This window comes from Streptomyces griseicoloratus, from assembly GCF_014534645.1.
Classification (GTDB): Bacteria; Actinomycetota; Actinomycetes; order Streptomycetales; family Streptomycetaceae; genus Streptomyces; species Streptomyces griseicoloratus.
The window spans coordinates 85,533-104,100 of the sequence record NZ_JACVQF010000191.1 but is presented as its reverse complement, the minus strand read 5'-3'; the positions used below and the strand labels follow the sequence as shown (position 1 = coordinate 104,100).

General features: G+C 74.9%; 15 protein-coding genes and 1 riboswitch. Of the genes, 14 read left to right on the top strand and 1 reads right to left on the bottom strand.

The window, feature by feature from the left end:
- The first annotated feature begins 7 nt into the window (after nt 1-7).
- The 8 genes from H0H10_RS17570 (at nt 8) to cobI (ending at nt 11,419) form a co-directional block, all read left to right on the top strand.
- Nucleotides 8-229, top strand: a complete 222-nt coding sequence (locus H0H10_RS17570; protein ID WP_188181931.1) for a hypothetical protein — start codon at nt 8-10, stop codon at nt 227-229.
- Between the two features lie 114 nt (nt 230-343).
- Nucleotides 344-483: riboswitch (cobalamin riboswitch) on the top strand.
- Nucleotides 484-586: 103 nt separating this feature from the next.
- A complete protein-coding gene (locus H0H10_RS17565) occupies nt 587-1,555 on the top strand; it encodes a cobalamin biosynthesis protein (RefSeq protein ID WP_188181930.1) in 969 nt (322 codons plus the stop codon).
- Nucleotides 1,552-3,060 (top strand): cobyric acid synthase, encoded by a 1,509-nt coding sequence (locus tag H0H10_RS17560; protein WP_188181929.1) that lies wholly within the window; start codon nt 1,552-1,554, stop codon nt 3,058-3,060. Before H0H10_RS17565 ends, H0H10_RS17560 begins: the two co-directional genes overlap by 4 nt.
- Complete coding sequence (gene cobN / locus H0H10_RS17555; protein WP_188181928.1) at nt 3,057-6,722, top strand: cobaltochelatase subunit CobN; 3,666 nt, start codon at nt 3,057-3,059, stop codon at nt 6,720-6,722. The genes H0H10_RS17560 and cobN overlap by 4 nt, the downstream gene beginning before the upstream one ends.
- On the top strand, nt 6,719-8,719 hold the full coding sequence (locus H0H10_RS17550) for a putative cobaltochelatase (protein ID WP_188181927.1): 2,001 nt from the start codon (nt 6,719-6,721) through the stop codon (nt 8,717-8,719). The genes cobN and H0H10_RS17550 overlap by 4 nt, the downstream gene beginning before the upstream one ends.
- Nucleotides 8,719-9,318, top strand: coding sequence for a cob(I)yrinic acid a,c-diamide adenosyltransferase (gene cobO, locus H0H10_RS17545; protein ID WP_188181926.1), 600 nt, complete (start codon nt 8,719-8,721; stop codon nt 9,316-9,318). Before H0H10_RS17550 ends, cobO begins: the two co-directional genes overlap by 1 nt.
- On the top strand, nt 9,312-10,691 hold the full coding sequence (locus tag H0H10_RS17540; protein ID WP_188181925.1) for a cobyrinic acid a,c-diamide synthase CobB: 1,380 nt from the start codon (nt 9,312-9,314) through the stop codon (nt 10,689-10,691). The genes cobO and H0H10_RS17540 overlap by 7 nt, the downstream gene beginning before the upstream one ends.
- Nucleotides 10,688-11,419, top strand: a complete 732-nt coding sequence (gene cobI / locus H0H10_RS17535; protein ID WP_188181924.1) for a precorrin-2 C(20)-methyltransferase — start codon at nt 10,688-10,690, stop codon at nt 11,417-11,419. The genes H0H10_RS17540 and cobI overlap by 4 nt, the downstream gene beginning before the upstream one ends.
- Nucleotides 11,420-11,439: 20 nt before the next feature.
- Here cobI and H0H10_RS17530 read toward each other — a convergent pair whose 3' ends face one another.
- On the bottom strand, nt 11,440-12,168 hold the full coding sequence (locus tag H0H10_RS17530; RefSeq protein WP_188181923.1) for a ZIP family metal transporter: 729 nt from the start codon (nt 12,166-12,168) through the stop codon (nt 11,440-11,442).
- A gap of 98 nt (nt 12,169-12,266) precedes the next feature.
- Here H0H10_RS17530 and cobM point away from each other — a divergent pair, with 98 nt between their 5' ends.
- The 6 genes from cobM to cobC are packed head-to-tail and all read left to right on the top strand — an operon-like array spanning nt 12,267 to nt 18,539.
- On the top strand, nt 12,267-13,085 hold the full coding sequence (cobM, locus tag H0H10_RS17525) for a precorrin-4 C(11)-methyltransferase (RefSeq protein ID WP_188181922.1): 819 nt from the start codon (nt 12,267-12,269) through the stop codon (nt 13,083-13,085).
- Nucleotides 13,082-14,320 (top strand): precorrin-6y C5,15-methyltransferase (decarboxylating) subunit CbiE, encoded by a 1,239-nt coding sequence (cbiE, locus tag H0H10_RS17520; protein WP_188181921.1) that lies wholly within the window; start codon nt 13,082-13,084, stop codon nt 14,318-14,320. The genes cobM and cbiE overlap by 4 nt, the downstream gene beginning before the upstream one ends.
- A complete protein-coding gene (cobJ, locus tag H0H10_RS17515; protein WP_188181920.1) occupies nt 14,317-15,987 on the top strand; it encodes a precorrin-3B C(17)-methyltransferase in 1,671 nt (556 codons plus the stop codon). Before cbiE ends, cobJ begins: the two co-directional genes overlap by 4 nt.
- The gene (locus H0H10_RS17510) at nt 15,984-16,580 is read left to right on the top strand and encodes a precorrin-8X methylmutase (RefSeq protein WP_188181919.1); all 597 of its coding nucleotides are present in this window, start codon (nt 15,984-15,986) and stop codon (nt 16,578-16,580) included. Before cobJ ends, H0H10_RS17510 begins: the two co-directional genes overlap by 4 nt.
- A complete protein-coding gene (locus H0H10_RS17505) occupies nt 16,577-17,494 on the top strand; it encodes a sirohydrochlorin chelatase (RefSeq protein ID WP_188181918.1) in 918 nt (305 codons plus the stop codon). The genes H0H10_RS17510 and H0H10_RS17505 overlap by 4 nt, the downstream gene beginning before the upstream one ends.
- The gene (gene cobC, locus H0H10_RS17500) at nt 17,484-18,539 is read left to right on the top strand and encodes an Rv2231c family histidinol phosphate aminotransferase CobC (RefSeq protein ID WP_262506271.1); all 1,056 of its coding nucleotides are present in this window, start codon (nt 17,484-17,486) and stop codon (nt 18,537-18,539) included. The genes H0H10_RS17505 and cobC overlap by 11 nt, the downstream gene beginning before the upstream one ends.
- The last annotated feature ends 29 nt before the right edge of the window (nt 18,540-18,568 follow it).

The following is an 18,568-nucleotide window of genomic DNA, read 5'->3' as shown; positions in this document are numbered from 1 at the left end:
AACCAGCATGAAGATCGACTGGGCAGCCCTCGGCTCCGTCTTCGGGGTCAGCCTCGTGGTCACCGTCGGCCTGGTGGCCCTGTTCACCCTCGGCATCGCCGGCCTCTCCCGCCAGGAGCGGGCCGCCGCCCAGGGCGGCTCCGCCGCGCTCGCGGTCACCGGCGCGTACGCCTGCTTCGCGGCCTGCGCGGCGGCGGTGGCGTACGGGATCTACCTGATCGTCGCCTGACCGGGCGACGGCACACGGACATCCGCGGGGTGCGGGACGGAACACCGTCCCGCACCCCGCTTCCTTGTGGGCCTCCGCACACTCCCCCCTCGCAGGTCAACGGCAAGTTGACGGGTGTTCGCGGGCCGTGGTGGACTTCCGGAGCCATGTACGGCGGCAGGAGAGGAAGCCCGGTGCGAATCCGGCGCGGTCCCGCCACTGTGACCGGGGGTCAGACCCCGGGAGCCAGGAACTCTCACCGCCGGTCTCGTCGAACCAGGGCGTGGACACCCTGAGTGAGGACATAACGCGATGCTCGGCTGCCGAACGACGTTCCGTGACAGGTTCCTCCCTGACCGCGTGACCGGCTGAGCTCCCATGCGTGCCGAACGCGTCTTCGCGTACGGCGCCGCCGCCGGCCTCCTCGGTGACCTCCTCCTCGGCGATCCGCGCCGCGGACACCCGGTCGCCGCGTTCGGCCGTGCCGCCGGTGCCGTGGAACGGGTGCTGTGGCGTGACCACCGGGGCTGGGGCGCGCTGCACACCGCCGTGTGCGCCGGTGGCGCCGTCGCCGTCGGGGCCGTCGCCGCCCGCGCCGTGCGCCCCTCCCCCGCCGCCTCCGTCGCGCTGACCGCCGCCGCCACCTGGTCCGTCGTCGGCGGTACCTCGCTCGCCCGCGAGGCCCGCGCCATCGGCCGGGCGCTTCGCGCCGGGGACGTCGAGGCCGCCCGGGAACGGCTGCCGCACCTGTGCGGGCGGGACCCGCAGGCGCTGGACGCCGACGGCATCGCCCGGGCGGTCGTGGAGTCCGTCGCCGAGAACACCTCCGACGCGGTCGTGGGCGCCCTGGTGTGGGGTGCCGTGGGCGGTGTGCCGGGGCTGCTCGGCTTCCGCGCCGTGAACACCCTGGACGCCATGGTCGGCCACAAGTCGCCCCGGCACCGGCGCTACGGCTGGGCCTCCGCCCGCCTCGACGACGTCGCGGGCTGGCCGGGCGCGCGGCTCACCGCCGTCCTGGCCGCCGCGGCCGGAGACAGCCCCCGGGGTGCCGTACGGGCCTGGCGGGCCGACGCCGCGAAGCACCCGAGCCCCAACGCCGGGCCGGTGGAGGCGTCGTTCGCGGGCGCCCTGGGCGTCCGGCTCGGCGGAACGCTCTCCTACGGCGGGCGGGTGGAGCACCGGCCCGTGCTGGGCGCGGCGGCGGGGCGCGCCGTCCGCGTCGACGACATCGACCGGGCCGTACGGCTCTCCCGGCGTGTGAGCTGGCTCGCGCTGGGCGTGTGCGCAGGCGCGCGGCTGCTCGCGGGCACCGCGGCCCGGAACGGGAAGAGAGGACGTACGTCATGAACGGTGGTCTCCTCGTCGCCGGCACCACCTCCGACGCGGGCAAGAGCGTCGTCACCGCCGGGATCTGCCGGTGGCTGGTGCGGCAGGGCGTCAAGGTGGCGCCCTTCAAGGCGCAGAACATGTCCCTCAACTCCTTCGTGACCCGCGAGGGCGCCGAGATCGGGCGGGCGCAGGCCATGCAGGCACAGGCGTGCCGCGTCGAGCCGACCGCGCTGATGAACCCGGTGCTGCTCAAGCCGGGCGGCGAGCAGAGCAGCCAGGTCGTGCTGCTGGGCAAGCCGGTGGGCGAGCTGAGCGCCCGCGGCTACCACGGCGGGCGGCAGCAGCGGTTGCTCGGCACGGTGCTCGACTGCCTGGCCGAGCTGCGCGGCACGTACGACGCGGTGATCTGCGAGGGGGCGGGCAGCCCGGCCGAGATCAACCTGCGCCGGACCGACATCGTGAACATGGGGATCGCCCGGGGCGCCCGGCTCCCCGTCCTGGTGGTCGGCGACATCGACCGCGGGGGCGTGTTCGCCTCGTTCTTCGGGACGGTGGCGCTGCTGTCGCCCGAGGACCAGGCACTGGTCGCCGGGTTCCTGGTCAACAAGTTCCGCGGGGACGTGTCACTGCTGGAACCCGGGATCGACATGCTGCACGGGCTGACCGGGCGGCGGACGTACGGCGTCCTGCCCTTCCGGCACGGCCTCGGCATCGACGAGGAGGACGGGCTGCGGGTGTCGCTGCGCGGTGCCGTCCGGGAGTCGGTGGTCGCGCCGCCCGTCGGCGAGGACGTGCTCCGGGTCGCCGTCTGCGCCGTCCCGCTGATGTCCAACTTCACGGACGTGGACGCGCTGGCCGCCGAGCCGGGTGTCGTGGTGCGGTTCGTGGACCGGCCGGAGGAGCTGGCCGACGCGGATCTCGTGGTGGTGCCGGGGACGCGGGGGACGGTCCGGGCGCTGGAGTGGCTGCGGGAGCGGGGGCTGGCCGACGCGATCGCGCGCAGGGCCGCCGACGGCCGGCCCGTACTCGGCGTCTGCGGCGGCTTCCAGCTGCTCGGCGAGCACATCGAGGACGACGTCGAGAGCCGCCGCGGGCACGTCGACGGGCTCGGCCTGCTGCCCGTGCGGGTGCGGTTCGCCCGTGAGAAGACCCTGACCCGGCCCGTCGGCGAGGCCCTCGGCGAGCGCGTCGAGGGCTACGAGATCCACCACGGGGTCGCCGAGGTCCTGGGCGGGGAAGCCTTCCTGGACGGCTGCCGGGTCGGCCAGACCTGGGGCACGCACTGGCACGGTTCGCTGGAGTCGGACGGCTTCCGGCGGGCCTTCCTGCGCGAGGTGGCCGCCGCCGCGGGCCGCCGCTTCGTGCCGGCTCCCGGCACCTCGTTCGCCGCGCTGCGCGAGGAGCAGCTCGACCGGCTCGGCGACCTGATCGAACAGCACGCGGACACCGACGCGCTGTGGCGGCTCATCGAGTCCGGCGCGCCGCAAGGACTGCCCTTCATTCCACCGGGAGCGCCCGCATGAGCACAGTGTTGTTGTTGTCGACCGCCGACACGGACCTGCTGGCGGCCCGCGCGTCGGACGCCGCCTACCGGATCGGCAACCCGACCCGGGTCGACGTCCGCGAGGAGCTGCCGGCCCTCGTCGAGGGCGCGGACATCGCCGTCGTACGGCTGCTGGGCGGCAAGCGCGCCTGGGAGGACGGGCTCGCCGCGCTGAAGGCGTCCGGCGTCCCGACCGTGCTGCTCGGCGGGGAGTCCGTGCCGGACGCGGAGCTGATGGCCGAGTCGTCGGTGCCGGCCGGGGTCGTCGCGGAGGCGCTGCGCTACCTCGTCGAGGGCGGGCCGGCCAACCTCACGCAGCTGGCGCGGTTCCTGTCCGACACGGTGCTGCTGACCGGCGAGGGCTTCGACGAGCCGCGGAAGATGCCCGAGTACGGCGTCCACGGCTCCCGGACCGTCCAGGAGGGCCGCCCGACGGTCGGCGTGCTCTTCTACCGCGCCCACGAGCTGAGCGGCAACACCGCCTTCGTCGACACGCTGTGCGACGCGATCGAGGCGCACGGCGCCAACGCCCTGCCCGTGTACTGCGGTTCGCTGCGCGGCGCGGACGCCGGGCTGTACGAGCTGCTGGGCCGGGCCGACGCGCTGGTCGCCACCGTCCTCGCGGCCGGCGGCACGCACGCCTCGCAGGCGTCGGCGGGCGGCGACGAGGAGGCGTGGGACATCGGTGCGCTGGCCGATCTGAACATCCCTGTGCTGCAAGGGCTCTGCCTGACCTCCTCGCGGGGTGCGTGGGAGGAGTCGGACGCCGCCCTGTCCCCCATGGACGCGGCGATGCAGGTCGCGATCCCGGAGTTCGACGGCCGCCTGATCACCGTGCCGTTCTCCTTCAAGGAGCAGGGCCCGGACGACGTTCCGGTGTACGTGGCCGACCCGGAGCGGGCCCGCCGGGTCGCGGGGATCGCCGTACGGCACGCCCGGCTGAAGCACAAGCCGAACGCGGAGAAGAGGATCGCGCTCGTCTTCACCGCGTACCCGACCAAGCACTCCCGGGTCGGCAACGCGGTGGGGCTCGACACGCCGGCGTCCGCGGTGCGGGTCCTGGACGCGCTGCGGGACGCCGGGTACGCGCTCACCGAGTACCCCTCCGGCGGTGACGAGCTGATCCACCGGCTGATCGAGGCCGGCGGCCACGACGTGGAGTGGCTGACGGAGGAGCAGCTGGCCGCCGCGCCCGCGCGGGTGCCGCTGGCGGACTACCGGGCGTGGTTCGGGAAGCTGGACCCGGAGCTGCGGGAGGCGATGACCGAGGCGTGGGGGGAGCCGCCGGGCTCGCTGTACGTCGACGGCGACGACATCGTGCTGGCCTCCCTCCAGTTCGGGAACGTCGTCGTCATGATCCAGCCGCCGCGCGGCTTCGGCGAGAACCCGATCGCGATCTACCACGACCCCGACATGCCGCCGTCGCACCACTACATGGCGGCCTACCGGTGGCTGGAGAACAGTTTCGGCGCCGACGCGATCGTGCACATGGGCAAGCACGGCACGATGGAGTGGCTGCCGGGCAAGGGGCTCGGGCTGAGCGCCGGGTGCGCGCCGGACGCGGTCCTCGGCGACCTGCCGCTGATCTACCCGTTCATCGTCAACGACCCCGGCGAGGGCACCCAGGCCAAGCGGCGCGGGCACGCGACGGTGGTCGACCACCTGGTGCCGCCGATGGCCCGCGCCGACACCTACGGCGACCTGGCCAAGCTGGAGCAGCTGCTCGACGAGTACGCGCTGGTCTCCGACCTGGACCCGGCGAAGGCGCCGGCGGTCCGCGCGCAGATCTGGACCCTGGTCAAGGCCGCCGAGCTGCACCACGACCTGCACGTGGACGACCAGCCGGACGACGACGAGTTCGACGAGTTCGTCATGCACATCGACGGCTATCTGTGCGAGATCAAGGACGTGCAGATCCGCGACGGCCTGCACGTCCTGGGCGGCGGTCCGGTCGGCGAGCCCCGCGTGAACCTGGTGCTGGCGGTGCTGCGCGCGTCCCAGGTGTGGGGCGGGCAGGCGAACGCGCTGCCGGGGCTGCGGGCCTCGCTGGCCGGGCACTTCGGGCTGGTGGAGAAGGAGCTGCTGGCCGAGCCGGGCGCCCCGGTGAAGGTGCCGGTGGAGCTGACGGACCTGGTGGACGGCCCGGCGCGTTCGGCCGCCGACGCGATCGACCTGCTGGAGCAGCTGTGCCGGCGGATCGCGGAGGGGATGGAGGCCCGGGCGTGGGACACCGCGGCCGTACCGGGGCTGGTGCGCGAGGTGCTGGGCACCGAACTGCCCGACGCGGTGGCCGTGCTGGAGTTCGCCTGCACGGAGGTCGTGCCGCGGCTCGCCCGGACCACGGACGAGATCGGGCACATCCTGCGGGCCCTGGACGGCGGTTACGTGCCGGCCGGTCCGTCCGGCTCGCCGACGCGTGGACTGGTCAACGTGCTGCCGACCGGCCGGAACTTCTACTCCGTCGACCCGAAGGCGATCCCGTCCCGGCTGAGCTGGGAGGTGGGGCAGTCGCTGGCGGAGTCGCTGGTGCAGCGGTACCTGAGCGACACCGGTGAGTACCCGAAGTCCGTCGGCCTGACGGTCTGGGGCACCTCGGCCATGCGCACCCAGGGCGACGACATCGCCGAGATCCTGGCGCTGCTGGGCTGCCGTCCCGTCTGGGACGACGCCTCGCGCCGGGTCACCGGCTTCGAGGTCGTGCCCCTGGAGGAGCTGGGCCGGCCGCGCATCGACGTCACGGTGCGTATCTCGGGCTTCTTCCGGGACGCGTTCCCGCACGTCGTCGGGCTGATCGACGACGCGGTGCGGGCGGTGGCGGAGCTGGACGAGCCCGCCGGGCAGAACTACGTCCGCGCGCACGCCGACGAGGACACCGCCGAGCACGGTGACCGGCGCCGGGCCACGGCGCGCGTGTTCGGCTCCAAGCCGGGCGCGTACGGCGCCGGTCTGCTGCCGCTGATCGACGCCCGCAACTGGCGCTCCGACGCGGACCTCGCCGAGGTGTACGCGGTGTGGGGCGGTTACGCCTACGGGCGCGGGCTCGACGGGCGGGCGGCGCGCGGCGACATGGAGGCGGCGTTCCGGCGGATCGCGGTGGCGGCGAAGAACGTGGACACGAGGGAGCACGATCTCGTGGACGCGGACGACTACTTCCAGTACCACGGCGGCATGGTCGCGATGGTGCGGCATCTGACGGGGGCGAGCCCCGAGGCGTACGTCGGTGACTCGGCCACCCCGGACCAGGTGAAGACCCGCACCCTGGGCGAGGAGACCCACCGCGTCTTCCGCGCCCGCGTGGTCAACCCCCGCTGGATGGCGGCGATGCGGCGGCACGGCTACAAGGGCGCCTTCGAGATGGCGGCCACCGTGGACTACCTGTTCGGGTACGACGCCACGGCCGGGGTCGTCGACGACTGGATGTACGAGAAGCTCAGCGCCGAGTACGTCTTCGACCCGGAGAACCGGGACTTCATGAAGAAGTCCAACCCCTGGGCGCTGCGCGGCATCACCGAACGGCTGCTGGAGGCGGCCGACCGCGGCCTGTGGGCCGAACCGGACGCGTCGACGCTGGAGCGGCTGCGCGCCACCTACCTGGAACTCGAAGGCGACCTCGAAGGCGACTCGGAGGGCGACGACAAGTGAGTACCCCGTTCCCGTTCACGGCCGTCGTCGGCCAGGACGACCTGCGGCTCGCGCTGCTGCTGAACGCCGTCTCACCGGCGGTCGGCGGCGTGCTGGTGCGCGGTGAGAAGGGCACCGCCAAGTCCACGGCCGTACGGGCGCTGTCCGCGCTCATGCCGGAGGTGGACGTCGTCTCCGGGTGCCGTTTCTCCTGTGATCCCGCCTCGCCCGACCCCGGCTGCCCGGACGGCCCGCACGGGACGGGGGCGTTCGAGTCGCGTCCGGCGCGGATGGTCGAGCTGCCCGTCGGCGCCTCCGAGGACCGGCTGGTCGGCGCGCTCGACATCGAGCGGGCGCTCGCGGAGGGCGTGAAGGCGTTCGAGCCCGGCCTGCTGGCCGACGCGCACCGCGGGATCCTCTACGTCGACGAGGTCAACCTCCTCCACGACCATCTCGTGGACCTCCTGCTGGACGCGGCCGCGATGGGCGCCTCGTACGTCGAGCGCGAGGGCGTCTCCGTACGGCACGCGGCGCGTTTCCTGCTCGTCGGCACCATGAACCCCGAGGAGGGCGAGCTGCGCCCGCAGCTGCTCGACCGGTTCGGGCTGACGGTGGAGGTCGCGGCCTCGCGGGAGCCCGACCAGCGGGTGGAGGTCGTCCGGCGCAGGCTGGCCTACGACGACGATCCGGCCGGTTTCGCGGCACGCTGGGCCGGCGAGGAGGCCGCCGTACGGGCGCGGATCGCGGCGGCGCGGGAACTGCTGCCGCAGGTGCGGCTCGGCGACGGGGCGCTGCGGCAGATCGCGGCGACCTGTGCCGCCTTCGAGGTGGACGGGATGCGGGCGGACATCGTGATGGCCCGGACGGCCACCGCGCTGGCCGCCTGGGCCGGGCGGACCGACGTGCTCGCGGAGGACGTGCGGCAGGCGGCGCTGCTGGCGCTCCCCCACCGGCGGCGGCGCAATCCCTTCGACGCGCCGGGGCTGGACGAGGACAAGCTCGACGAGACGCTGGAGCAGTTCTCCGGCGAGGGCGACGGCGGGGGTGACGACGACCCGGATCCCGGCCCGGACGGGCCCGGCGGTGGCGGCGGTGAGCCGGCCCCCGGCATCCCCCCGCAGGGCGGTGACACCGGAGCGCGCCCCGAGGCCGGGGAGGGCGGCGAACCGCAGCCGTCCGGCGCGGGCGAGCAGTCCGCCGTACGCGCCGCCGAGCCGTTCCGGACCAAGGTGCTGAGCGTGCCCGGCATCGGCGAGGGCGCGGCCGGGCGGCGGTCCCGGGCGCGGACCGAGCACGGGCGGACGACCGGGGCCCGGCGGCCCCGGGGAGCCCTGACCAAGCTGCATCTGGCGGCGACCGTGCAGGCGGCCGCCCCGCACCAGCGGGCGCGCGGCCGGTCCGGACCGGGGCTGGTGATCCGCCGGGACGATCTCCGGCAGGCCACGCGCGAGGGCCGCGAGGGCAACCTCGTGCTGTTCGTCGTGGACGCCTCCGGGTCGATGGCGGCGCGGCAGCGGATGAGCGCGGTCAAGGGCGCCGTGCTGTCGCTGCTCCTCGACGCCTACCAGCGGCGGGACAAGGTGGGGCTGGTGACCTTCCGCGGGTCGGCGGCGGAGGTGGCGCTGCCGCCCACGTCGTCGGTGGACGCCGCGGCCGCGCGCCTGGAGTCGCTGCCGACCGGCGGGCGTACGCCGCTGGCGGCCGGGCTGCTCAAGGCGCACGAGGTGCTGCGCGTGGAGCGGCTGCGGGACCCGGCGCGGCGGGCGCTGGTCGTCGTGGTGACCGACGGACGGGCCACCGGTGGCCCGGAGCCGGTGGCGCTGGCCGGGCGGGCGGCGCGGCTGTTCGCGGCCGAGGGGACCGCGTCCGTGGTCGTGGACTGCGAGTCCGGGCCGGTGCGGCTGGGGCTGGCCGGGCGGCTCGCGGGCGAGCTGGGCGGCACGGCGGTGACGCTGGACGAGCTGCGGGCGGACAGCATCGCCGGACTGGTGAAGGACGTGCAGAGGAGGGCCGCGTAATGCCTCAGGGGCAGCCGAGTGTGATCCCGGACGACGGACTGACGACGCGTCAGCGGCGCAATCGTCCGCTGGTCGTCGTGCACACGGGCGTGGGCAAGGGCAAGTCGACGGCCGCCTTCGGGCTGGCCCTGCGCGCCTGGAACCAGGGGTGGCCGATCGGGGTGTTCCAGTTCGTCAAGTCGGCGAAGTGGAAGGTCGGCGAGGAGAACGCGCTGCGGGTACTCGGCGCCTCCGGGCAGGGCGGCAGCGTCGACTGGCACAAGATGGGCGAGGGCTGGTCGTGGGTCCAGCGGGACGCCCAGATGGACAACGAGGAGAAGGCCCGGGAGGGCTGGGAGCAGGTCAAGCGGGACCTGGCCGCCGAGACGTACCGGCTGTACGTGCTGGACGAGTTCGCGTATCCGATGCACTGGGGGTGGGTCGACACCGACGAGGTGATCGACGTGCTGCGCGACCGTCCCGGCACCCAGCACGTGGTGATCACCGGGCGGAACGCGCCCGGGAAGCTGGTGGACTTCGCCGACCTCGTCACCGACATGTCCAAGGTCAAGCACCCCATGGACGTCGGGCAGAAGGGGCAGAGGGGCATCGAGTGGTGACGTCCGTGCCCCGGCTGGTGATCGCCGCGCCCTCCTCGGGCAGCGGCAAGACCACCGTCGCCACGGGACTGATGGCCGCGCTCACCGGGCGCGGGCTCGCCGTGTCCCCGCACAAGGTCGGTCCCGACTACATCGACCCCGGGTACCACGCGCTCGCCACCGGGCGCGTGGGGCGGAACCTGGACGCGTACCTGTGCGGTCCCGAGCTGGTCGGGCCGCTGTTCCTGCACGGGGCGCGCGGGTGCGACATCGCGGTCGTCGAGGGCGTGATGGGGCTGTACGACGGGGCCGCCGGGGAAGGCGAGCTGGCGTCCACCGCCCATGTCGCCAAGCTCCTGCGGGCGCCGGTGGTGCTCGTGGTCGACGCGTCCTCGCAGTCGCGGTCGGTGGCGGCGCTGGTGCACGGGTTCGTGACGTGGGATCCGGAGGTGCGGGTCGGGGGCGTGATCCTGAACAAGGTCGCGTCCGATCGGCACGAGGGGTTGTTGCGGGAGGCGTTGGACTCCGTCGGGGTGCCGGTGCTGGGTGTGCTGCGGCGGGCGCCGCAGGTGGATACGCCGTCGCGGCATCTTGGGTTGGTGCCGGTCGCCGAGCGGCGGGCAGCTGCGGTTGACGCTGTTGCCGCGATGGCTGCGCAGGTGGCTGCCGGGTGTGATCTGGACGGTCTCGAGATGCTCGCCCGGTCCGCCGGGCCTCTGCCAGGGGGCTCCGCCGCCTGGACCCCCGGGCCTGTGCCCACCCACCACCCGACTCGGTCGGGCAGGAAGCTGACGCCGCGTGTCGCCGTCGCCGGTGGGGCTGCGTTCACGTTCTCCTACGCCGAGCACACTGAGTTGCTTGCCGCCGCCGGCGCGGAGGTCGTCACCTTCGATCCGTTGCGGGACGAGGAGTTGCCCGAGGGGACCCGGGGGCTGGTGATCGGGGGCGGGTTTCCCGAGGTGTACGCCGACGAGCTGTCCGCCAACGAGCCGCTGCGGAAGGCCGTCGCCGAACTGGCGCTGAGCGGTGCTCCCGTCGCCGCCGAGTGTGCCGGGCTGCTCTACCTGTGCCGGGAGCTGGACGGCAAGCCCATGTGCGGGGTGCTGGACGCCTCCGCCCGGATGACCGGGCGGCTCACGCTCGGCTACCGGGATGCCGTGGCCGTCGGCGACAGCGTGCTGGCCGGCGCCGGGACGCGGATGCGGGGGCACGAGTTCCACCGGACCGTCGTGGAACCGGGGGCCGGACCGGCGCCCGCCTGGGGAGTGCGCGCGCCCGAGCGGCGCGTCGAGGGTTTTGTACAGCGCGGTGTGCACGCGAGCTATCTGCACACGCACTGGGCGTCCGAGCCCGGTGTCGCCCGTCGGTTCGTGGAGAGGTGCCGGACGTCATGAGCAGCCATCTGGTCGGGGTGGGGGTCGGTCCCGGTGATCCGGAGCTGGTGACCGTCAAGGGTGTGAACGCCCTGCGGGCGGCCGATGTCGTCGTCGTACCCGTGATGGACACGGGCGAGCGGGGGCGGGCCGAGGCGACCGTGCTGCACTACGTCCCCGGGGAGAAGGTCGTCCGGGTCGTGTTCGCGCTGAACGAGCGCACCGACCGGGCCCGCCGCGAGGCCGCCTGGGACGCGGCCGGGGAACGGGTGGCCGCGCTGCTGCGGGAGCACGGCCGCGTCGCCTTCGCGACCATCGGCGACCCCAACGTCTACTCGACGTTCACGTATCTCGCGCAGACCGTCGGCGAGCTGGTGCCGGGCACCGTGGTGGAGACCGTGCCGGGCATCACCGCCATGCAGGACCTCGCGGCACGCTCCGGGGCCGTGCTCACCGAGGGGACCGAGCCCTTGACGCTGGTGCCGGTCACCGCGGGGGCCGCGGTGCTCAAGGAGGCGCTGAACGGGCCGGGGACGGTCGTCGCGTACAAGTTCGGCCGGCAGGCGGCCGAGGTCGCCGAGGCGCTGCGGGAGAGCGGGCGGCTCGACGACGCGGTCTGGGGCTCGGCGCTCGGGCTGCCGGAGGAGTCGGTGCGGCCGGCCGCCGAGCTGGACGGCGGTCCGCTGCCGTATCTGTCGACGCTCATCGCGCCCGCGCGGCGCGACGGCGGGCGGGGCGGCAAGCTGTGACCCGTCCGAGGCGCGGTCGCTCACTCGGCGACGCCGACCACCAGCCAGATGAACGCCGCGCCCGCGATCGTGCACAGCAGGGTCGAGCGGGCGGGGTGCTCGTGGTGGGCCTCGGGCAGGATCTCGGCGGCCGCGAGGTAGAGCAGCGCGCCGCCGAAGAGGCCGAGGTAGGCGCCGAGGGCCTGCTCGGGGATGCTGAACAGCAGCGTGGACGCGGCGCCCACCACGGGCGCGCAGGCGTCGGCGACCAGCATGGCGACGGCCCGGCGGCGGGCGTTTCCGTACAGGCTGGTGAGCGTGTAGGTGTTGAAGCCGTCCGCGAAGTCGTGGGCGATGACGGCCAGCGCGACCGCCAGTCCCATGCCGCCGCCTACCTGGAAGGCCGCGCCGATCGCCACGCCGTCCATCGCGCTGTGCCCGACCATCGCCGCGGCGGCCGTCAGGCCCACCTCGGGCGAGCGGTGGCCGTCCTCCTCGGCGCCGTGCGCGGCCCGGCGTGCGGCCAGCAGCCGCTCCACCAGATGGGCGAGGAGGAACCCGGCGACGAACAGCAGCAGCGCCGCGGGGACGCCGAACACCTCCCGGTCCGCCGCCTCCAGTGCCTCCGGCAGCAGGTCCAGGCCCACCACGCCCAGCATGAGGCCGCCGGCCAGGCCGAGGACCAGGTGGCGCCGGTCGGTCACGCGCTGGGCCGTCCAGCCGCCGGCCAGCGTCATCAGGAACGCGCCGAGCGCGACGAAGACCGCCATGGGCCCTTGCTATCCGATCCGCACCCGGTCGCGCACGTCCGACCGCACGCGCGTTGACGTTCCGTTTGATGTTCCGTAGGACGAGAGGACTCCAACCCATGGCCGATGCCCCCACCGGCAAGGTGACCTTCGTCGGTGCCGGTCCCGGCGCCGCCGACCTGCTGACGTTCCGCGCCGCTCGCGCCATCGCCGAGGCCGACGTGGTGATCTGGGCGGCCAGCCTGGTGCAGGCGGAGGTCCTCCAGCACGCGCGGGAGGACGCGGAGGTGCTCGACTCGGCGACGATGTCGCTGGAGGACGTCGTCGCCGTCTACCGGCGGGCCCGCGAGGAGGGCCTGAAGGTGGCGCGCATCCACTCCGGGGACCCGGCCCTGTGGGGCGGCACGCAGGAGCAGCTCGACCGGTGCGCGGAGATCGGCATCGCGACCGAGGTCGTGCCCGGTGTCTCCTCGTTCTCCGCGGTCGCCGCGCTGGCGCAGCGGGAGCTGACGATTCCGGAGGTGGCGCAGTCCGTGGTCCTGACCCGGCTGGGCGGCGGCAAGACGCCGATGCCGCCCGGCGAGGAGGTCCGCGAGTTCGCCAAGCACGGCACGACCATGGCGGTGTTCCTGTCCGCCGCCCGCAGCGGCCAGCTGGTACGGGAGCTGCTGGAGGGCGGCTACCCCACCAGCACCCCGGTCGTCGTCGCCCACCAGGCCACCTGGCCGGAGGAGCTGGTCGTGAAGTGCACGATCGGCACGCTGGAGGAGACGGTCAAGGAGCACAAGCTCTGGAAGCACACGCTGTTCCTGGTCGGCCCGGCCCTCGACGCGCACGGCACCCGCTCGCACCTGTACCACCCGGGGCACTTCCACGGGTACCGCAAGGCCGACCCCGAGGCCCGCAGGGCGCTGCGCACTCGGGGCGCGAGCACGTGATCACGGTCGTGGGCACGGGGACGGGGGCGCCGCCGCCCGAGGACGTCCTCGCCGGTGCCGGCCTGGTGGTGGGCGGCCGGCGGCACCTGGACGCCGTACGGCTGCCGGGGACGGCCGAGCGGGTCGTGCTGGGGCCGCTGGCGCCCGCGCTCGACACCGTCGCGGAGTACGTCGCGAAGGAGCGGCCGGTGGTCGTGCTGGCCTCCGGCGACCCCGGGTTCTTCGGGATCGTGCGGGCGCTGGCCGAGCGGTTCGGGCCACAGCGGCTCGACGTCCGCCCCGGTGTCTCCTCCGTCGCCGCCGCCTTCGCCCGCGTCGGGCTGCCGTGGGACGACGCCGTGGTGGCCAGCGCGCACGGGCGGGACCTCAGGACCGCGGTGAACGTCTGCCGGGCCCACCCGAAGGTCGCCGTGCTGACGGGACCGGGGGCGGGTCCGGCGGAGCTGGGCGCCGCGCTCGCGGCCGACTCCGACTCCCGGGTCCTGGTGGTCGCCTCCGCGCTCGGCTCCGCGGAGGAGCGGGTGGAGCGGGTGACGCCCGCCGAGGCCGCCGCCCGGGACTGGGGGACGGCGGTGAGCGTGGTGCTGTGCCTGGACGAGGCGCGGGCGCTGGGACCCGTACGAGCGGTCGCGGGACCGCTCGCCAGGCCCGCCGGGTGGGCCCTGGACGAGGCCGAGTTCGCGCACCGGGACTCCATGATCACCAAGTTCGAGGTGCGGGCCCTGGCCCTGGCCCGGCTCGGGCCCCGGCCGGGGGACCTGGTGTGGGACGTCGGCGCGGGCTCCGGGTCCGTGGGGGTGGAGTGCGCGCGGCTGGGCGCCGCCGTCACGGCCGTCGAGAAGACCCGGGACGGCGTGGAGCGGATCCGGGCCAACGCCGCCGCGCACGGTGTCGACGTCCGGGTGGTGCACGGGGCGGCGCCCACGGTGCTGTCCGGCCTCGACGATCCCGACGCCGTGTTCGTCGGCGGCGGCGGGCGCGAACTGCCCGCCGTCGTCACGGCCTGCGCCCGGCGCGCCCGGCGGTCCGTGGTCGTGGCCATGGCCGCGCTCGACCGGGTGCCCGCGGCCCGTACGGCCCTGCTCGACGCCGGGCTGGAGTGCGACGGGGTGCTGCTGCAGTCGTCCCGGCTCGCGCCGCTGCCGGGGGACGTGACCCGGCTCGCGGCGACCAATCCCGTTTTCCTGCTGTGGGGCGTCAGGCCCGCGGCGCGTGATGAAGGAGTAGTCCAGTGATCGGCCTTGTTTCCGCCACGGTGGCGGGCGCGGCTGCGCGCGACCGGCTGGCCGCGGCCTGGCCGGGGCGTACGCGCGTGTACGACGGTCCCGTCGCCGACGCCGTGCGGCGGGCGTTCGCCGAGTGCGAGCAGCTCGTGTGCTTCCTGGCGACGGGGGCCGTGGTCCGGCTCGTGGCGCCGCTGCTGGACGACAAGCGGACCGACCCCGGGGTGGTGTGCGTCGACGAGGCCGGGCGGTGGGCGGTGCCGCTGGTCGGCGGGCACGGCGGCGGTGCCAACGACCTCGCCCGTGCGGTGGGTGAGGTGCTGGGCGCCGAGCCGGTGGTGACGACGGCGACGGACGCCGTGGGCCTGCCCGGCCTGGACACGCTCGGGCTGCCGGTGGAGGGCGATGTCGCCGGGGTGTCGCGGGCGCTGCTCGACGGCGAACCGGTCGCGCTGCGCACCGAGGTGGCCTGGCCGCTGCCGCCGCTGCCGGTCGGGGACGAGGGCGCGTACGTGATCCGGGTGACGGACCGTCTGGTCGAGCCCGCCGCGCGGGAGGCGGTGCTGCGCCCGCCGTCCCTGGTGGTCGGTGTCGGCGCCTCCAGGAACGCTCCCGCCGAGGAGGTGCTGGGCCTGGTCGAGGGCGCCCTGCGGGACGCCGGACTGTCCCCCGCGTCGCTCGCCGAGATCGCCACCGTGGACGCCAAGGCCGGTGAGCCCGGCATCGTGGCGGCGGCGGAGCGGCTCGGGGTGCCGCTGGTGACGTACCCCGCCGAGGAGCTGGCCCGCGTGGAGGTGCCGAACCCGTCCGCCGCGCCGCTCGCTGCGGTGGGGACGCCGTCCGTCGCGGAGGCGTCGGCGCTCGTGCGCGGGGGCGAACTGCTGGTGCCGAAGCGGAAGTCGGCGATGGCGACGTGTGCCGTCGTACGGCGGCCGGGGCGCGGGCGGCTCGCGGTGGTCGGGCTCGGTCCGGGCGCCCGGGACCTCCTCACTCCGCGCGCGAAGGCGGAGTTGCGGCGCGCTTCCGTGCTGGTCGGCCTCGACCAGTACGTCGACCAGATCCGGGACCTGCTGCGGCCCGGCACCCGGGTCCTGGAGTCCGGTCTCGGTGCCGAGGAGGAGCGGGCGCGGACGGCGGTCGCCGAGGCCCGGCGGGGTCGGGCGGTCGCGCTGATCGGCAGCGGGGACGCGGGCGTCTACGCGATGGCGTCGCCCGCGCTGGCCGAGGCGTCCGACGACATCGACGTGGTCGGCGTGCCGGGCGTGACGGCGGCGCTGGCGGCCGGGGCGATCCTGGGGGCGCCGCTCGGCCACGACCACGTGTCGATCAGTCTCTCCGACCTGCACACGCCGTGGGAGGTCATCGAGCGGCGGGTGCGGGCGGCGGCCGAGGCCGACATCGTGGTGACGTTCTACAACCCGCGCAGCCGGGGCCGCGACTGGCAGCTGCCGAAGGCCCTGGCGATCCTCGCCGGGCACCGGGAGCCGACGACGCCGGTCGGTGTCGTGCGCAACGCGTCGCGGGCGGACGAGTCCAGCCGGGTCACGACGCTCGGTGACCTCGACCCGGCGACGGTCGACATGATGACGGTCGTGACGGTGGGCAACACCGCGACCCGCGAGATCGCGGGCCGCATGGTGACGCCGCGCGGCTACCGCTGGCAGGAGGAGACCGAGTGAACCGCGTCGTCCATCCCATCGAGCAGGAGTCCTTCCGGCGGCTGCGGGCCCGGCTGGACACCTCGCACTTCCCGCCGCTGACCCGGGCGGTGGTGGAGCGGGTCATCCACTCCGCGGCCGACCTGGAGTACGCCTCCGACCTCGTCATGGACGAGGGCGACCTGGTGAAGGCGCACGCCGCGCTGCACGCCGGGGCGCCCGTCGTCGTGGACGTGGAGATGGTCGCCGCCGGGATCACGCGCCGGGAGACCGTGTGCCGGCTGAGGGACGCCGTCTCCGGTCCCGGGCTGACGCGTTCGGCGCACGCGATGCGGCTGGCGTACGAGGAGGTCGGGCCGGGCGCGCTGTGGGTGATCGGCTGTGCGCCGACCGCGCTGGAGGAGCTGCTGACCCTGGACGCCGCGCCCGCGCTCGTCATCGGGCTGCCCGTCGGTTTCGTCGGGGCGGCCGAGTCCAAGGCCGCGTTGCGCGAGAGCGGGCTGCCCGCCGTGAGCAACGTGTCCGAGAAGGGCGGGTCGGCGGTCGCCGCCGCCGCGCTCAACGCCCTGCTGTACCACCCCGCTTCGGCGGACGAACCCGAGGAGAACCTGTGACCACCCCGCCCGCCCTGCTCATCGCCGGCCACGGCACCCGGGACGAGGCCGGAGCCGAGGCGTTCCGCGACTTCGTGCGCGAGCTGGGCCGCCGCCACCCCGAACTGCCCGTCGCGGGCGGCTTCATCGAGCTGTCCCCGCCGCCGCTGGGCGAGGCGGTCGCCGAGCTGGTGGAGCGGGGCGTACGCCGGTTCGCCGCCGTGCCGCTGATGCTGGTCTCCGCCGGGCACGCCAAGGGCGACATCCCGGCGGCGCTGGCCCGCGAGAAGGAGCGGCACCCCGGCATCACGTACACCTACGGGCGTCCGCTGGGCCCGCACCCGTCGCTGCTGGGCGTGCTGGAGCGGCGGCTGGCGGAGGCGGTCGATCCGTCCTGGGACCGCTCCGAGGTGACCGTGCTGCTCGTCGGGCGCGGCTCGACGGACCCGGACGCCAACGCCGAGGTGTTCAAGGCGGCCCGGCTGCTGTGGGAGGGGCGCGGATACGCGGGCGTGGAGACGGCGTTCGTGTCGCTGGCGAAGCCGGACGTGCCGGGGGGCCTGGACCGGTGTGCGCGGCTGGGGGCGCGGCGGGTCGTGGTCCTGCCCTACTTCCTGTTCACCGGCATCCTCCCGGACCGGGTGCGGCAGCAGACCGAGGAGTGGGCCGCCGCGCATCCGGAGACCGAGGTGCGGTCGGCGGACGTCATCGGTCCCGAGCCGGAGCTGCTGGACCTGGTGTGGGAGCGGTACGAGGAGGCCGTCGGGGGTGACCTGCGGATGAACTGCGACAGCTGCGTGTACCGCATCGCGCTGCCGGGGTTCGAGGACAAGGTGGGGCTGCCGCAGCAGCCGCACTTCCACCCCGACGACGACGGTCACCACCACCACGGGCACCATCACGGACATGGACACGCACACTCCCATGCGCACTGAGCCCGGGCACGACCTGCGGCACCACGGGGACGCCGAGGTCCGCGACGACGGTTCGGCGCTGGTCGACCTCGCGGTGAACGTCCGCGCGGACACGCCGCCAGACTGGCTGCGCGAGCACATCGCCGGCTCGCTCGGCGCGCTCGCGGCCTACCCGGACGGGCGGGACGCGCGGGCGGCGGTGGCGGCGCGGCACGGTCTGCCGGAGGAGCGGGTGCTGCTGACGGCGGGTGCGGCGGAGGCGTTCGTGCTGCTGGCGCGGGCGCTGAAGGTGCGCCGGCCGGTCGTGGTGCACCCGCAGTTCACGGAGCCGGAGGCGGCGCTGCGGGACGTGGGTCACGCGGTCGACCGGGTGCTGCTGCGCGCGGAGGACGGTTTCCGGCTGGATCCGGCGGCCGTGCCGGAGGACGCCGACCTGGTGGTGATCGGCAATCCGACGAACCCGACGTCGGTGCTGCACCCCGCGGACGCGATCAGCGGGCTGGCGCGTCCGGGGCGGACGCTGGTCGTGGACGAGGCGTTCATGGACGCGGTGCCGGGCGAGCGGGAGGCGCTGGCCGGGCGGACGGACGTGCCCGGGCTGGTGGTGCTGCGCAGCCTCACCAAGACGTGGGGGCTGGCCGGGCTGCGGATCGGGTACGTGCTGGCGGCGCCGGAGACGGTGGCGGAACTGGAGCGCGCCCAGCCGCTGTGGCCGGTGTCCACGCCCGCGCTGGCGGCGGCCGAGGCGTGCGTGGCGCCGCGGGCCCTCGCGGAGGCCGCCCACGCCGCCCACCGCATCGCCGCCGACCGGGCGCATCTCGTCTCGGGGCTCGGCGGGTTCGCCCCCGCCGGACTGCGGGTCGTCGGGCCCGCCGAGGGCCCCTTCGTCCTCGTACGGCTGCCGCACGGCGCGGCGGTACGCCACCGGCTGCGCGGCCTCGGGTACGCGGTGCGGCGCGGGGACACGTTCCCGGGGCTGGACGAGGAGTGGCTGCGGCTGGCGGTACGGGACCGTGCCACGACGAACGGGTTCCTACAAGCACTGGAGCGGGCCCTGCCGGACTGACCCGTCGGCCCCCCGGCCGGGCAGGGGGC

What these genes read in the sequence shown, in the direction of transcription:
- H0H10_RS17570 (WP_188181931.1), top strand. Translation starts at nt 8, where the DNA reads ATGAAGATCGACTGGGCAGCCCTCGGCTCCGTCTTCGGGGTCAGCCTC.
- H0H10_RS17565 (WP_188181930.1), top strand. Translation starts at nt 587, where the DNA reads ATGCGTGCCGAACGCGTCTTCGCGTACGGCGCCGCCGCCGGCCTCCTC.
- H0H10_RS17560 (WP_188181929.1), top strand. Translation starts at nt 1,552, where the DNA reads ATGAACGGTGGTCTCCTCGTCGCCGGCACCACCTCCGACGCGGGCAAG.
- cobN (WP_188181928.1), top strand. Translation starts at nt 3,057, where the DNA reads ATGAGCACAGTGTTGTTGTTGTCGACCGCCGACACGGACCTGCTGGCG.
- cobO (WP_188181926.1), top strand. Translation starts at nt 8,719, where the DNA reads ATGCCTCAGGGGCAGCCGAGTGTGATCCCGGACGACGGACTGACGACG.
- cobI (WP_188181924.1), top strand. Translation starts at nt 10,688, where the DNA reads ATGAGCAGCCATCTGGTCGGGGTGGGGGTCGGTCCCGGTGATCCGGAG.
- H0H10_RS17530 (WP_188181923.1), bottom strand. Translation starts at nt 12,168, where the DNA reads ATGGCGGTCTTCGTCGCGCTCGGCGCGTTCCTGATGACGCTGGCCGGC.
- cobM (WP_188181922.1), top strand. Translation starts at nt 12,267, where the DNA reads ATGGCCGATGCCCCCACCGGCAAGGTGACCTTCGTCGGTGCCGGTCCC.
- cobC (WP_262506271.1), top strand. Translation starts at nt 17,484, where the DNA reads ATGCGCACTGAGCCCGGGCACGACCTGCGGCACCACGGGGACGCCGAG.